The sequence below is a fragment of the Winogradskyella alexanderae genome, from assembly GCF_020166335.1.
GTDB lineage: Bacteria > Bacteroidota > Bacteroidia > Flavobacteriales > Flavobacteriaceae > Winogradskyella > Winogradskyella alexanderae.
This window is the reverse complement of record NZ_JAIUJR010000001.1, coordinates 566655-581959: the sequence shown is the minus strand read 5'-3', so window position 1 is coordinate 581959 and position 15305 is coordinate 566655. Positions and strand designations below refer to the sequence as shown.

Below are 15305 nucleotides of genomic sequence, written 5' to 3'. Positions count from 1 at the left end.
CAATTAAGTAATGTCAAAAGTTACAGGTAAAGTTGCACAAATTGTTGGTCCGGTAATCGATGTAGAATTCGCTTCTGGATCAGAACTTCCAAAGATTTATGATTCATTAGAAATAAAAAGACCAGATGGTTCAATATTGGTACTTGAAGTACAATCTCACATTGGTGAAGATACAGTACGTACTATTGCAATGGACTCATCAGACGGTTTAAGTAGAGGTACAGAAGTTCTTGCGACAGGTGCACCAATCCAAATGCCAATTGGCGAGGATGTATATGGGCGTTTATTCAACGTAATCGGTGATGCCATTGACGGTTTAGGAAATTTACCAAAAACTAACGAAGATGGACTTCCAATACACAGACAAGCACCTAAGTTCGAAGATTTATCAACGTCTACTGAAGTATTATTCACGGGTATTAAAGTAATTGATTTAATTGAGCCTTATGCTAAAGGAGGTAAAATTGGATTGTTCGGAGGTGCAGGTGTAGGTAAAACAGTATTAATCCAAGAGTTAATTAATAACATTGCAAAAGGCCACGGTGGTCTTTCTGTATTTGCTGGTGTTGGTGAAAGAACACGTGAAGGAAACGATTTATTACGTGAAATGTTAGAGTCTGGTATTATTAAATATGGTGAAGATTTTATGCATTCCATGGAAGAAGGCGGATGGGATCTCGAGAAAGTTGACAAAAAGGTGATGAAAGAATCTAAAGCAACTTTCGTTTTTGGACAGATGAATGAGCCTCCTGGAGCACGTGCTCGTGTAGCATTATCTGGTCTAACCATTGCAGAATATTTCCGTGATGGTGCTGGCGACGGACAAGGAAAAGATGTATTATTCTTCGTAGATAATATCTTCCGTTTCACGCAAGCGGGTTCTGAGGTTTCTGCATTACTTGGTCGTATGCCATCTGCGGTAGGTTACCAACCTACTTTAGCGACAGAAATGGGTGCGATGCAAGAACGTATAACATCTACTAAAAAAGGTTCTATTACTTCGGTTCAAGCGGTTTACGTACCTGCAGATGATTTAACGGATCCTGCTCCTGCTACAACTTTTGCTCACTTAGATGCAACTACAGTATTATCTCGTAAAATTGCTGAGCTTGGTATTTACCCAGCTGTGGATCCATTAGACTCAACATCTCGTATACTTACTCCAGAAATTTTGGGTGATGAACATTACAGTTGCGCACAGCGTGTAAAAGAGTTGTTACAGCGTTATAAAGAATTACAGGATATTATTGCAATTCTTGGTATGGAAGAATTGTCTGAAGAAGATAAATTGGCTGTATCTAGAGCTAGACGTGTACAGCGTTTCTTATCGCAACCTTTCCACGTTGCTGAACAATTTACAGGTATACCAGGTGTACTAGTAGATATTAAAGAAACCATTAAAGGGTTTAATATGATTATGGATGGTGAGTTAGACCACTTACCAGAAGCAGCGTTCAACCTTAAGGGTTCTATCGAAGAAGCTATAGAAGCTGGAGAGAAAATGCTTGCTGAAGCTTAATCTTAAATTTTGAGCTTATGTACTTAGAAATTGTATCGCCTGAGGCAACATTATTTAGTGGAGAAGTAGATTCTGTTACTGTTCCTGGTGTTAATGGTGAATTTGAAATGTTACAAGATCACGCACCAATCGTGTCCATTCTAAAAAAAGGTCATGTAAAGGTAAATAGTAAGGACATTCAACTAAAAGAAGATATCAAAAATAAATTTACTAAGTCAGACCGTGGTGTCTGGTTAGCTATAAATTCAGGTACAATCGAAATGAAAGACAATAAGGTAATTGTCCTCGCAGATTAAATAATCCCTGAGGTTTTGTAAAAGCTAAGCGTATGTTACTAACATGCGCTTTTTTTATGGCACTGGCATGGTTGAAGCCATTTGTCCCATAGTATTTGTATAGGTCTCTGTTGCAAATGCACCCATTACTGAAATAATTGATTGTGCAAAAAATGCAAGAAACAAAACAATGGCTAATAGAGTAATAAAATCAAAAAATCTGGAATATCGAAAATCTTGGTTTAGCTTTTTCATAATATTAGATGATTAGTTAGTTGACTCCAATATACCAATTTTTTTTAACTTTTCCTTAACATATGTAATTTTTTTGATTGATTACCAAATGTTTACCATTGACCAAACCTGCTAATCTCTATTCGTATTTTAAAAAAACAGATCTAATATAACTGCACGTAACATAATACTATTGTTTAATTAGACACCCGTTTTTCCCTTAGATCCGATAAATCTAATCAGAAAATTAACCTAATATCTTATCCATAACCCAAGCTGTATGAGTTGCGGTTGCACCAGTTGAAGGATGTTGAAAATCGGAACTTAAATGTTTAGCCATATTCGCAACATGAAACTTCTGAATATGCTTTGGGTTTTCTATGGTGATTTGTTCGGTTTTGTTTTTGGTTATTATCTCAATCGGTACTTCTCCAAAAACTGAAAATGATAGCTCACCTTCACTTCCAATGATTCGCACCTTGTCCTCTCTTTTATACGTTCCAAAACTCCACATGCCTGTTCCAACTACACCAGACTCATGCTCCCATGATCCTGAAATAATATCTTTGGCAGTATATAGATTCTGTTGGTTTCCTGACACTCCTTTAGCACATGTAATATTCCCAAATAAGTAGGCAAATAGGTCTATCCCATGGCTAGCCAAATCATCAAAGTAACCTGCTGGTGCAATTTTGCCATCGGTTCGCCAATTGTAGGTATCAGATGTATCTAAAGTGCTTGGTGTACGACTTAAATACCAACTCACATGTCTTACATCACCAATCGCTTTTTCTTCTAAAAGGGATTTCACTTTGTTGAATCGTGGTAATGATCTACGGTAATAGGCTACAAATAGAGGAAGGTTTTGTCTTTCGAAAGTAGTTTGTATATCTAGACATTCTGCATAACTCGGTGCCATAGGTTTTTCAATACAACATATTTTGCCAGCATTTGCTACTTTCAATGCATAATAACGATGTGTGTCTGGTGGTGTCGCGATGTAAACAGCATCCACTTCAGGATGGTTAATCAATTCATCAGCATCATTATAAAAACGCGGTACATTATGTCTTTCTGCATAGTCCTTAGCCAACTTAAGGTTTCTACGCATTACAGCCACCAATTCAAAGCCTTCTGCCATTTTATAGGCTGGTCCACTTTTTATTTCGGTAACATCGCCACATCCAATAATTCCCCATTTTATAGTCTGTTTCATACTACAACTGCTTTACGGCTTCCAATTCTACTTTAAGTTCTTGAAATAGGGTCATGATACTGCTTAGTTTCAACTCTTTTTCATCGTACTCTTGCGTATTAATGCAACAGGTAAATTCCCAAAGCTCTAATATAGTGTCTTTAGAAACCAAATACGGTTTGTAAGCTTTGTTATCCGAACTTAACAATAGCGCATTATTATCCTCTGTACTGTAAATCCGTTTGTATACTAAACCGTCGTCTTTAGTTAAAACAATATATGTTCTTCCGTTTTTGATGTCGTTAATATCTTCAACAAATTTTGCCACAACAAACGAACCGTCTTTAACAGGCAACATAGAATCCCCTTTTATAGGAAAGGCACGATGCGTTCCCGTAGGCAGAAACGGTAATTTTATCTTTTGAAGCTGTTCTATATATTCCGGATCGTCATAGCCAGATAAATAACCTGCTGAAGCTTTTGCAGGTATAATCTCTATCAGATCTTCATTATTCTCATTAACCGTTACCGGAAACAAAACACGCTTATTCCCTATCTCTATAAACGAGGTATCTTTAGCCTTTCGCAAGTCTTTACGTACCAAGATATCTATAGGAATATTAAAATAATTCGATAAATCTATAAGGCGTTCAATTGGTGGTTCGCTTCGTCCTTCTTCATAAGAGCCAACCATAGAACGCGACCATCCCAAGTCGTCCGCAAAGTGTTCTTGAGACAGTTTCTTTAAAGCTCTGAGATGCTTAATATTAGATTGGATGGGTTTCATCTATTTAAAGTTTCACTATAACTTATTGGTTAGCAATTTAATTGTCTCGATGGGTATTGACCGTTTCCTGCCAAATGCCCATTATGGAGTTTCATTCAAAATAATTTTAACATCATTTGCTACAAATATAAGCAATTAATACTACAAATAGTAGCTAATTTTGTTAGTCCCATGTATTTAAACTGTCATACATATTACAGCCTGCGTTACGGCACCATAAAACCTGAGCAATTGCTTGCTATTGCTTCGGAAAATGGCGTGCAAACCTTAGCATTGACAGACATTAATACAACCTCAGCATGCTTGGATATCGTCCGCTTATCAAAAAAATACAAGGTAAAACCGGTTCTTGGCGTGGATTTTAGAAACAAAGCACAACAAGAGTTTATTTTAATTGCAAAAAACAACGACGGTTTTCAAAATATAAATAATTATCTGTCTCAATTTCTTCATAATCACGATTTAAAAATCCCTGAACGACCAGATGACATTTTAGAAGATTGTTTTGTGATTTACCCATACCAAAAAGGGAAGCATTTTGAACTTAAGCAAAACGAATTTTTAGGCATTACACCTAAAGACCTCAACCAATTAAAATTTTCTAAATGGAATACACACCGGGAAAAATTAGTGATTTTAAAAACCGTGTCTTTTCAAAATCAAAAAGGGTTTAATACACATCGTTTATTACGCGCTATTGACAATAACACCTTATTGAGCAAGCTTCCTAAATCTGAAGAAGGCAGTGAAGATGATAAAATGTTGCCTTATGATGAGCTGTGTGACCAATATTCAGAATTTCCAAGCCTTATCAATAATACAGAGGACTTATTGGATAATTGTTCAATTACATTCGATTTTGAAAATCCAATACCTAAAAATCAACGGTTCCTTACTGAAAATGCAGATTCTGATTATGAACTTTTAGAAAAGCTCACCTATAAAGGGATTCCTTACCGTTATGGAAACAGTGTGGATTCTAAAATCTACAACCGCATAGAAAAAGAACTCAGTATTATAAAGCAAAAAGGCTTTGTGTCCTATTTTTTAATCAACTGGAAGATTTTAGAATATGCACGTAACAAGGACTATTACTATGTTGGCCGTGGTAGTGGCGCCAATAGTATCATTGCCTACTTATTGCGTATTACAGATGTAGATCCTATTGAACTTGACCTCTATTTTGAGCGTTTCATTAATCTCTTTAGACAAAATCCACCTGATTTTGATATTGATTTCTCATGGAAAGACAGAGACGATATTACTCAATTCATCTTCAAAACCTTTAAACATACAGCGCTCATCACAGTATACAATACTTTTAAATATAGAGCATCTGTTAGAGAATTGGGCAAAGTCTTCGGCCTACCAAAATCCGAAATGGATATGCTAACACGAGGAAGATTTAATGTAAAAAATCTAGATCGACTATCATTACTTGTGCTTAAATACAGCCAATATATTGAAGGATTCCCTAATTATTTGGGCATACACGCAGGTGGTATTTTAATCTCTGAGAAGCCAGTCCATTACTATGGTGCTACGTTTATGCCGCCAAAAGGGTTTCCTACCACACAATTTGATATGGTTGTTGCCGAAGATATCGGCTTGTATAAGTTTGATATTTTAAGTCAGCGTGGACTAGGAAAAATAAAAGAGACTGTAGAAATTATTAATGAAAACTATCAAGGCCAACCACCTGTAGATATTCATGATATTAAACGTTTTAAGGAAGATGAACGCATAAAATATCTGCTTAAAAATGCCAAAGCCATTGGTTGTTTTTATGTAGAATCGCCAGCTATGCGCATGCTTTTAAAAAAACTGAGAGTAGACGACTACCTTGGTTTAGTGGCCGCAAGCTCTGTGATAAGGCCTGGCGTTTCCAAATCTGGCATGATGCGTCAATACATTTTACGTTGTCGACATCCTGAAAAACGAAAAGATGCACCTGCTGTACTCTTAGATATTATGCCAGAAACTTATGGCGTAATGGTGTATCAGGAAGACGTAATTAAGGTAGCGCATTATTTTGGTGGACTCACACTTGGTGAAGCCGATATGTTACGTCGTGGCATGTCTGGTAAATTTAGATCTAGAGAAGAATTCTTAAAAGTAAAACAGCAATTTTTTGATAATTGTAAAAACGACGGCAAACCTTTAGAGCTCACCGCAGAAATATGGCGACAGATTGAAAGTTTTGCAGGTTATGCTTTTGCCAAAGGACACTCGGCATCTTACGCTGTGGAGAGTTATCAAAGTCTCTTTCTAAAGGCTTACTATCCACTGGAATATATGACAGCTACCATCAATAATTTTGGTGGGTTTTACAGCACAGAACTCTATGTACACGAAGCCAGAATGCATAATGGTGTAATAGAATCACCATGTATAAACAGCTCGTACAACCAAGCTATTATTAGAGGCAATACTATTTATCTAGGGTTTATGTTTTTGCAATCGTTTGAGTCTAGAACCACAGCACGTATTTTAAAAGAACGTGAGCAAAACGGAGCCTTTAAATCACTTGATGATTTTATAGAGCGGGTTCCTATTTCCATAGAACAAATCAGCATCTTAATTAAAATCAATGCCTTTCGGTTTACAAAAATCAATAAGCGCGAACTACTTTGGGAAGCACATCTAAAAATCAGCAAAACTGTAGTGCAAGACCATGTAGTGACTCTGTTTAAGACAAGACAGATTAGCTACAATACACCCGAACTGCCGAGTACTGCATTAGAAAATGCGTTTGATGAAATTGAATTGTTAGGTTTTCCGCTATGTAATCCATTTCACTTGTTAGAAGTACCATCTACAAGTAAGCTACGCGCTAAGCATTTAGAGCAACTTGAAGGAAAATATGTAAAAATTGAAGGCTATTTGGTCACTACTAAAAACACAAGCACGTCTAATGGAAAGCGCATGTATTTCGGCACATTTTTAGACAGAGATGGTGATTTTATAGATACGGTTCATTTTCCACCAATTGCCAACAAATATCCTTTTAGAGGAAAGGGTGTTTACGAAATTACTGGTAAGGTCATGATAGAGTTTGACTGTGTGTCTATTGAAGTTTCAAAGTTTGAACGCTTAGCGGTTATTGAAGACCCACGTTATTCTATTAATTCATCTAATCCAACATTTCAAAGAAAGAAGAGTTTTAAAGACCTTAAAGCAAAATATGAACACAAATAGATCTATAGTACATATGGATTTAGACACCTTTTTTGTGTCTTGCGAACGTTTATTAGACAGTCGGCTTAACGGTAAACCTGTACTGATTGGAGGTACCAGCGACAGAGGTGTTGTAGCATCTTGTAGTTACGAAGCGCGTAAATTTGGTGTGCATTCTGCTATGCCAATGCGTATGGCAAAACAACTGTGCCCAGAGGCCATTATACTTAGGGGTAATTCTGGTGTTTACACCAAGTTTTCACAAAATGTGACTGATGTTATAAAAGAAAGCGTACCACTTTACGAAAAAACATCTGTGGATGAGTTTTATATAGACCTTACCGGAATGGATAAGTTTTTTGGTTGCCATAAATTAGCTTCAGAATTGCGCCAACGTATCATTAAAGAAACAGGACTGCCTATTTCTTTTGGACTATCCCTTAACAAAACCGTTTCAAAAATTGCCACAGGTGAAGCAAAGCCTAACAACGAAATAAGAATTCCCACAGGTACCGAAAAACCCTTCTTGGCACCACTATCCGTAAAAAAAATTCCTATGGTTGGTAATGTTACTTACAAAGCACTTTGCGATTTGGGTGTAAAACGTATTAAAACTGTCCAAGATATGCCTATGGAACTCATGCATAAGGTACTAGGCAAAAATGGACTCTCTATTTGGAAAAAGGCCAATGGTATAGACAATAGTCCTGTGATACAATACCACGAACGTAAATCCATTTCTACCGAGCGTACTTTTGGGCAAGACACCACCAATGTTCACAAGCTAAAGGGTTTGGTTATTGCTATGGCAGAAAATTTAGCCTATCAACTAAGACGTGGCAATAAGCTAACTGCTTGTGTAACGTTTAAGATTCGGTATTCCGATTTTCAAACTTATACCCAGCAAAAACGTATTCCTTATAGTGCTATGGACCACAATATTATTCCTGTTGTACTTGACCTGTTTAATAAACTCTACAATAGAAGACTATTAGTACGGCTTATTGGTGTAAAGTTTAGTCATTTGGTAGAAGGTGGTCATCAAATCAACTTGTTTGAAGACAACGAGATACAGCTTAACCTCAGCAAAGCCATGGACAAAATGCGCGAACGTTATGGCGATAGAGCCATAATGTCTGCAGCAGGTATGGAAGCTAAAACCATTAGCCGTTGGAATCCTTTTACGGGCGAACCACCACCTCTTTTGGCCAATAGACATCAATAATTAGGAAAATCACTATCTTAGAATCATGTGTTACTCAACAGCATTACGAAAAGAACGGGAAAAGATTGAAAAGGAGTTGCGCAATCAAATTGCAGTTAAATTTGATGCAAGCTCTACCTATAAACCGTATTACCATCTTAACGGATTTACACATGGAAATCTTCAAATCATAAAAATGGATGAACCCGATACCATATATGATGCAAGTTGGGGAATAATACCAGATTGGGCGCTTCATGATCCCGAAGCATTCCGAAAAAAGAGTAATACCTTAAATGCACGCTCAGAAAGTATTTTTAATAAGGCATCCTTCAGAAACAGTGCCGAAGATAAACGTTGCCTCATTTTAGCTGATGGTTTTTACGAACCACATCATGAAAATGGAAAAGCGATACCCTATTTCTGTTATCAGCCTTCCAACGAGAATCCTGAAGGCGATGTGTTTTTATTTGCCGGACTTTATAACAACATTGATGAGCAAACATTAAGCGCAACCATACTCACTACTGATGCTGATGACTTTTTTATGGAAGTACATAATAAAGGTAAACGCATGCCACTGGTTTTAGACCCTCATTATTTTGAAGATTGGTTAGACCGTGGTTTAAGCATCCCAGAAGTCAATGAGCTCATGGCAATTGGTATGACCACGAAACCATTTTCTGCACATGCTGTAAGCAGTGATTTATATAAGCGCAACATTGATACCAACCAACCCTATATCATTGAACCCGTTCAAAAGGACACGTTGTTTTAAATACTAATACTCAACATACTCTAAAATATCACTAGGCTGACAATCTAAAGCCTTACAAATAGCCTCGAGTGTAGAAAATCGAATCGCCTTAGCTTTTCCGGTTTTTAGAATAGATAAATTAGCTGTGGTAATCCCAACAATTTCAGCCAATTCATAACTCTTCATGCCACGCTCAGCTAAAACCTTATCTAAGTTTATAATAATTGGCATGACTATATGGTTAAATCGTTTTCTTCTCTTAAAATCTCGCCTTCTTTAAAAATCTCTGCCATAATAAATGCCAAAATAATGTAAATCACAGGCGTCAAGGATATATGTGTAAGCTTTTGTTCACCGTTGTCAAAGCGTAATACATTATAACTTGTAAAAATGGTAATAAGAACTATTGAGAAAGCAATTTGCCTGAATCGTTTAGTGTTTTTTGTACTAAAGGTTTTTAAAGTTTTTACAGATAGCATAATAGTTTGAAAAGATCTTAAAATAAAAAACAACAAAACAGCAATTATGAGTAACTTAAAATAATTTAGATACAGAGATATAGTTTTTAGTTTACCAAGAGTATATGGTTTCATATCATAATCAGTATCCTTTGTATCCTCTTTCCAAACAGTTGATTCTATATATGAAACGCGCATAATACTAGGATCAGCGCTTAAAATAATCTCTTTATCCGCAAAGGTTTCTTTGTCAAACTGAACATATACAAATAAGGTTGTAAAAACGAGCGTTGCAATAATAATTGAAGCCTTTAAAAATCTAGAGATCAAAATTGCAATATTAAGCAGTGTGTTCTTCGTCATAATTAAACAGTTAAATCGTTTTCTTCTTTTGCATGCTTTGCTACTTTAAATACTTCACTTAAGACCATAAAAAACAGACCAAGGCAAATCAGTAAAATATATGGGCTAAGACCAAGGTTAATTTTAAACTCGTTTTTCAAGATTAATCTTGCAACAAATATCAATATCGCACCAACCAAACCAATCGCAGACAGCAAATAACCGATTTTATGAAAATTCAAAATCACCTCATCGTGAAAAGGTTTAACCTTTTGAAAATAGCGCAGTGTTTTTCTGAAGAGATAAATACAATAAATGCCAATTAAAAATAGAAGCACAAATAGAAGTCCGAAAATCTGTGTCATAATTTTTGATGACTTTAGAAAGTCTTCATCCATATCAAAAACAAGATGCAATGATTCCGGATCAATAAACATAAACACTATAAAGAAAACTAGTAGTCCAATCATTGGAATACAGGTCACTATCCAAATAAAATCAACCAAACTTTTTAGAATAATCAATTTCCTCATAACAAAATTTATTGTTTATCGATAACAAATATATAAAAATTATTGAAAAACAATAATATTTATTGAAATTGTACTATTCAAAAAATATTAACTTTATGCTATGCAAGACACTTTTGTTACCGTTGCACGATACACTTACTCAAGTGAAGCCCAGATCATAAAAGGCCGTTTGGAAGCTGAAGGCATTCCGGTCTTTCTTAGAGACAACATTACCATTGATACAGATCCATTAGTTAGCAATGCCATTGGAGGTGTGAAGCTTAAGGTTTTAGCTAGAGATAAAAACAAGGCAAAAGACATCTTAAACTCAATTACAAACTATACTATTGATAACGAGGGCAGTCTTGTATCCTGCCCAAATTGTAATAACAAACATGTAAGTCTATATTCAACGATTTCAGATTTTAAATCCTTCTTTTCGTTCTTAATTGGTTTTGTCACAGGAACATTACCATTTACCGCCAGATACAAGTACCGATGTGAAGACTGTAAGACTAGTTTTACGATAAAATAATTCTAACTTAGCGGCAACAAACTAACTAATAAAATGACCGTTGATAAAACCCTATCTCTGATGGTACTTTTGCTATCGGTACTTACCAGTATTGGAGCACAATCAATACCACAACAAGATTTAGATTCTATTACTTTAACCTCAACCCGTATAGACATACCATTTAGAGAAAACTCTAGAACAGTAAATATCATTACAGCAACAGATATAAAAAATAGTGCTGCAGTTAATGTTGCAGATTTATTGCAACAAGTTGCTGGCGTAGATATAAGACGCCGTGGAACTGGTGGTAGTCAAGCCGATCTATTTATAAGAGGTGGCGGTTTTGATCAAACACTTCTGTTAATTGACGGTATAAAAATGGACGATGCACAAACTGGTCATCATACCATGAATGCAGCCTTACCCATAGAAGTTATTGAACGTATTGAAATTGTTAAAGGCCCTGCAGCTCGAATATTCGGTCAAAATGCATTTACAGGTGCAATAAATATTGTGACAAAAAAGAAACTAAATAATACCTTATCTACAAATGTTGAGACAGGAAGTTTTGGTCAATTAAATGGCAATGTAACTGCAGGTTTAGATCAAGACAATTCGTCACATATCGTACATGTTGGTAGGGTAACCTCGGCAGGCTATAGAACGAATTCTGATTACGACAATGCTAATTATTTTATTAAAAGTACTTTTAATGAAGGTAAACAACCTATTACCATGATTGCGACATTCATGGAGCGTAAGTTTGGTGCTCAAAATTTTTATACTACCAATCCGACTTTTAATGAATATGAGGAAACGCAGAATAGTCTTATAGCATTTACAACTACATTTAAAAACGAAAACTTTAAAGTTAGGCCTAGAATTTATTGGAGACGTAATCAAGACGTCTTTTTATTAAGACGCTTTGAACCCGAATTTTTTAGAAACTTTCATATTTCAGATAAAATTGGTGTAGAAGCAAACGCCTCATATAATTCAAAATACGGTGTAACAGGTTTTGGTATTGATCTTTCTAAGATTTATTTACGAAGCAACAATCTAGGTAACAGAAACAGATTTATGGCAACAGCTTTCCTAGAACATAAATTTAATCTTGCCGATAACAAATTAGATATTACGCCTGGTGTTGCAATGACCTATTTCTCGGATTTTGATTTTAATGCATTTCCTGGTATTGATATAGGCTACTCTATTTCAGATGATTTTAGATTATATGGTAATGTTGGTTACACCTACAGAATACCAACCTACACCGACTTGTTCTATAGTGATCCAGCAACTGCCGGAAATCCTGATTTAGAACCCGAAGAAGCCTTTGCACAAGAGTTGGGAGTTAAATACTTCTCTAAAAATATTTCTGCTTCTATCGCAGTTTTTAATAGAGATGCTGACAATCTCATAGATTACATTAGACCAAACACAACAGAAGGTATTTTTACTGCTACAAATATTAGAGAAGTAAATACCAAAGGTCTTGAATTTGATGCTTCTTATAATTTTAAGCTTAAAGGTTTTAATCAAACTTTAGGCATTGGCTATAGTTATCTAGATGATGATATTTTAGAACAAAATCCAGAACTTTCACGTTACTCACTAAATACATTAAAGCATCAATATATCACACGATTTAATGCGCAATTGTTTAAAAATGTGCGTCAGAATATTGTCTACAAATATGCCGAAAGAACCACTGGGCAAACTTATAATGTTTGGGATGCCTCTTTAGTAATGCGCTTAAAGAAAATGGAGCTTACCATAACTGCAAGCAACATATTTAACGCAGAATATATTGAAACAGGATTTGTGCCCATGCCACCAAGTAATGTACTTTTTGGTTTTAGATATAGTTTTGATTAAAAAGTATCCTTTTCTGTGAGATATTGTAACAAAATTCTATTATTTACTACTTATTAATTGAGAGTTAGTCATTACCCATGCTTATTGGGTTAAAGTTTATACGACTTCGCTTTTTAACCATCATAAGACAAGTAATATTCCATAGTTGAATAGTTCCCTATTCGACAAGGTTTTAAACCATTGAACTTTCTTAGTCATTCCGGTGGTAATAATGTGACTAATATACTTTCAAATTAATGTGAATAAAATCACTAATGGTCGTATATTTATTAAGCAATAAAAATCCACAGACGTATGACAGAATGGTTTTCAAACTTAGAATTCTTAGCACAAATTTATTGGGCAGTTGCCATTATTGGTTCACTGGTTTTCATTGTTGTTATGATTATGGCATTTACGGGAGGAGATGCTGATGATGTTGGCGATTTCGATGCAGATTTTGATGGTGATGTTGGTGCTGGTTTTCAGTTTATAAGCTTTAAGAATCTTGTGGCCTTTTTCACCATTTTTGGCTGGAGTGGTATTGCTTGTATGGACGCTGGTCTTTCAAAACCAATTACTATAACAATTTCCGTTGTTAGTGGTCTACTAATGATGTTAATTATGGCTTCACTTTTTTACTTTATCAGTAAATTATCTGATAGCGGTACTTTGAAATACAAAAATGCAATCGATGCTGTAGGAGAGGTATATTTAACCATTGGTGCAGATCGCTCTAAAATGGGAAAAGTGAGCGTTAAGGTTCAAGGTAGTATCCGTGAATTAGATGCTTTAACAGATTCTTTGACCGAATTAAAATCAGGTACTATTATCAAAGTTGTGGACGTTACATCTAATGGTATTTTAATTGTTGACCAGACAAGAAAACCAATTGAACCAATAAAAACAAAAAACAAAGAATTAGATGCTGGCGGTAAGCATTTAATCAGTAACGAATAATATTTATTAATCTAAAATAACACTTTTTTCTATGAACTTATTATTTCAAGACAGCATGAATATGGAGGGTTTTGGCGGCCCTATGCTTTTCATATTTGTTGCTCTTTTTATTGTACTTACTTTAATAATTTTAATAAAACGCTACAAACGTTGTCCATCAGACAGAATCCTCGTAGTGTATGGTAAGGTAGGTGGTGGCCAATCGGCCAAATGTATTCATGGTGGTGCTGCATTTATTATACCGGTAATTCAAGACTATGAATTCTTAGATTTAACACCTATTTCTATTGAGGTTAATTTAGTAAATGCACTTTCTAAACAAAACATTAGAGTTAATGTGCCATCGCGTTTTACCATCGGTGTTTCTACTGAACCTGGTGTAATGCAAAATGCGGCAGAACGTTTATTAGGATTGGGATTACCAGATATACAAGAATTGGCAAAAGAAATCATTTTTGGTCAATTACGTTTAGTTGTAGCTTCAATGGATATTGAAGAGATTAACAACGACCGTGATAAATTCTTAACTAACATATCTCAGAGTGTTGAGACTGAATTAAAGAAAGTAGGATTAAAACTAATCAACGTAAATATTACAGATATTGTTGATGAGTCAGGTTATATTGAAGCACTTGGTAAAGAAGCTGCAGCCCACGCTATTAATGCGGCACGTAAATCAGTAGCTGAAAAAACGAGAGATGGATCTATTGGTGAAGCTAATGCCGTACAAGATGAGAGAACACAAGTTGCTGCGGCTAATGCACAAGCTGTAGAAGGTGAAAATGCGGCAAAAATCTCAGTTGCAAATTCGAATTCTTTGCGTCGTCAACGCGAAGCGGAGGCTGAGCGTGTGGCTATTGCTGCGGAAAAAGTACAATCTGCAAAAGCGTTGGAAGAATCTTATGCGGCAGAACAACAAGCTGAAGCGGCAAGAGCAGAACGTGAGCGCTCATCTCAAATGGCAGATGTTATCGTTCCTGCAGAAATTGATAAAAAGAAAGTCGAGATTGATGCTGAAGCTGAAGCAGAGCGTATTAGAAGACGCGCAAAAGGTGAGGCAGATGCAATATTATTCAAGGCACAGGCAGAAGCAAAAGGACTATATGAAGTGTTAACTAAACAGGCCGCTGGTTTGGATGAAATAGTAAAAGCTGCTGGAAACAATTCTAAAGACGCTGTGCTCTTGTTAATTGCTGATAAGTTACCTGAATTAGTTAAAACCCAAGCAGAAGCTATTAAAAACATAAAAATTGATAAGGTTACCGTATGGGAAAATGGCAACGGTAAAGACGGGAAATCCTCTACTTCAAACTTTATCTCTGGCATGTATAAAGCGGTGCCTCCATTACAAGAAATGTTCAATATGGCTGGTATGGATTTACCTGAGTATTTAAAAGGAAAGGACAAAAAAGAATTGGATGCAGACGATATAGAAGCAGATTCAGATAATAAATAAGATTCTTTTTTAGAAAACACTTTTTTGACCCACTAGGTTTAGAAACCTAGTGGGT

15 protein-coding genes are annotated in these 15305 nt (G+C 35.7%); 9 read left to right on the top strand and 6 right to left on the bottom strand.

Annotated features, from left to right (window positions below):
* Window positions 1–10: 10 nt before the first annotated feature.
* Both atpD and LBU54_RS02555 read left to right on the top strand, forming a co-directional pair.
* Window positions 11–1519, top strand: a complete 1509-nt coding sequence (atpD, locus tag LBU54_RS02560; protein ID WP_224525319.1) for a F0F1 ATP synthase subunit beta — start codon at window positions 11–13, stop codon at window positions 1517–1519.
* A gap of 17 nt (window positions 1520–1536) precedes the next feature.
* Entirely contained in the window at window positions 1537–1815 is a 279-nt protein-coding gene (locus LBU54_RS02555) for a F0F1 ATP synthase subunit epsilon (protein WP_224525316.1), read from the top strand.
* Window positions 1816–1869: 54 nt separating this feature from the next.
* Here the strand turns inward: LBU54_RS02555 and LBU54_RS02550 are convergent, their stop codons facing one another.
* From LBU54_RS02550 to LBU54_RS02540, 3 genes are all read right to left on the bottom strand, one after another.
* Complete coding sequence (locus LBU54_RS02550; RefSeq protein WP_224525313.1) at window positions 1870–2049, bottom strand: hypothetical protein; 180 nt, start codon at window positions 2047–2049, stop codon at window positions 1870–1872.
* Window positions 2050–2275: 226 nt separating this feature from the next.
* Complete coding sequence (locus tag LBU54_RS02545; RefSeq protein WP_224525310.1) at window positions 2276–3244, bottom strand: Gfo/Idh/MocA family protein; 969 nt, start codon at window positions 3242–3244, stop codon at window positions 2276–2278.
* 1 nt (window position 3245) lies between these two features.
* Window positions 3246–4010, bottom strand: coding sequence for an XRE family transcriptional regulator (locus LBU54_RS02540; protein ID WP_224525307.1), 765 nt, complete (start codon window positions 4008–4010; stop codon window positions 3246–3248).
* A 171-nt stretch (window positions 4011–4181) separates the two neighbouring features.
* Here LBU54_RS02540 and LBU54_RS02535 point away from each other — a divergent pair, with 171 nt between their 5' ends.
* Genes LBU54_RS02535 through LBU54_RS02525 form a run of 3 tightly spaced genes read left to right on the top strand, consistent with a single transcriptional unit; the run spans window position 4182 to window position 9169 of the window.
* Window positions 4182–7208 (top strand): DNA polymerase III subunit alpha, encoded by a 3027-nt coding sequence (locus LBU54_RS02535; protein ID WP_224525305.1) that lies wholly within the window; start codon window positions 4182–4184, stop codon window positions 7206–7208.
* Window positions 7195–8412, top strand: a complete 1218-nt coding sequence (gene dinB / locus LBU54_RS02530) for a DNA polymerase IV (protein ID WP_224525302.1) — start codon at window positions 7195–7197, stop codon at window positions 8410–8412. Before LBU54_RS02535 ends, dinB begins: the two co-directional genes overlap by 14 nt.
* Window positions 8413–8437: 25 nt before the next feature.
* Window positions 8438–9169, top strand: coding sequence for an SOS response-associated peptidase (locus LBU54_RS02525; protein WP_224525287.1), 732 nt, complete (start codon window positions 8438–8440; stop codon window positions 9167–9169).
* Window positions 9170–9172: 3 nt separating this feature from the next.
* Here the strand turns inward: LBU54_RS02525 and LBU54_RS02520 are convergent, their stop codons facing one another.
* From LBU54_RS02520 to LBU54_RS02510, 3 genes are read right to left on the bottom strand one after another with little or no spacing between them, the layout of a single operon-like run.
* Window positions 9173–9379, bottom strand: coding sequence for a helix-turn-helix domain-containing protein (locus LBU54_RS02520; RefSeq protein ID WP_224525284.1), 207 nt, complete (start codon window positions 9377–9379; stop codon window positions 9173–9175).
* Window positions 9380–9381: 2 nt separating this feature from the next.
* The gene (locus tag LBU54_RS02515) at window positions 9382–9969 is read right to left on the bottom strand and encodes a DUF2975 domain-containing protein (RefSeq protein ID WP_224525280.1); all 588 of its coding nucleotides are present in this window, start codon (window positions 9967–9969) and stop codon (window positions 9382–9384) included.
* A gap of 2 nt (window positions 9970–9971) precedes the next feature.
* Window positions 9972–10481 (bottom strand): DUF2975 domain-containing protein, encoded by a 510-nt coding sequence (locus tag LBU54_RS02510; RefSeq protein ID WP_224525277.1) that lies wholly within the window; start codon window positions 10479–10481, stop codon window positions 9972–9974.
* A 100-nt stretch (window positions 10482–10581) separates the two neighbouring features.
* Between LBU54_RS02510 and LBU54_RS02505 the strand changes: the two genes are divergently transcribed.
* From LBU54_RS02505 to LBU54_RS02490, 4 genes are all read left to right on the top strand, one after another.
* Window positions 10582–10995, top strand: coding sequence for a putative signal transducing protein (locus LBU54_RS02505; RefSeq protein ID WP_224525274.1), 414 nt, complete (start codon window positions 10582–10584; stop codon window positions 10993–10995).
* A 33-nt stretch (window positions 10996–11028) separates the two neighbouring features.
* Window positions 11029–12855 (top strand): TonB-dependent receptor plug domain-containing protein, encoded by a 1827-nt coding sequence (locus tag LBU54_RS02500; protein WP_394370848.1) that lies wholly within the window; start codon window positions 11029–11031, stop codon window positions 12853–12855.
* A 294-nt stretch (window positions 12856–13149) separates the two neighbouring features.
* Complete coding sequence (locus LBU54_RS02495; RefSeq protein WP_224525270.1) at window positions 13150–13794, top strand: hypothetical protein; 645 nt, start codon at window positions 13150–13152, stop codon at window positions 13792–13794.
* A gap of 82 nt (window positions 13795–13876) precedes the next feature.
* Window positions 13877–15250 (top strand): flotillin family protein, encoded by a 1374-nt coding sequence (locus LBU54_RS02490; protein WP_394370851.1) that lies wholly within the window; start codon window positions 13877–13879, stop codon window positions 15248–15250.
* Window positions 15251–15305: the final 55 nt, after the last annotated feature.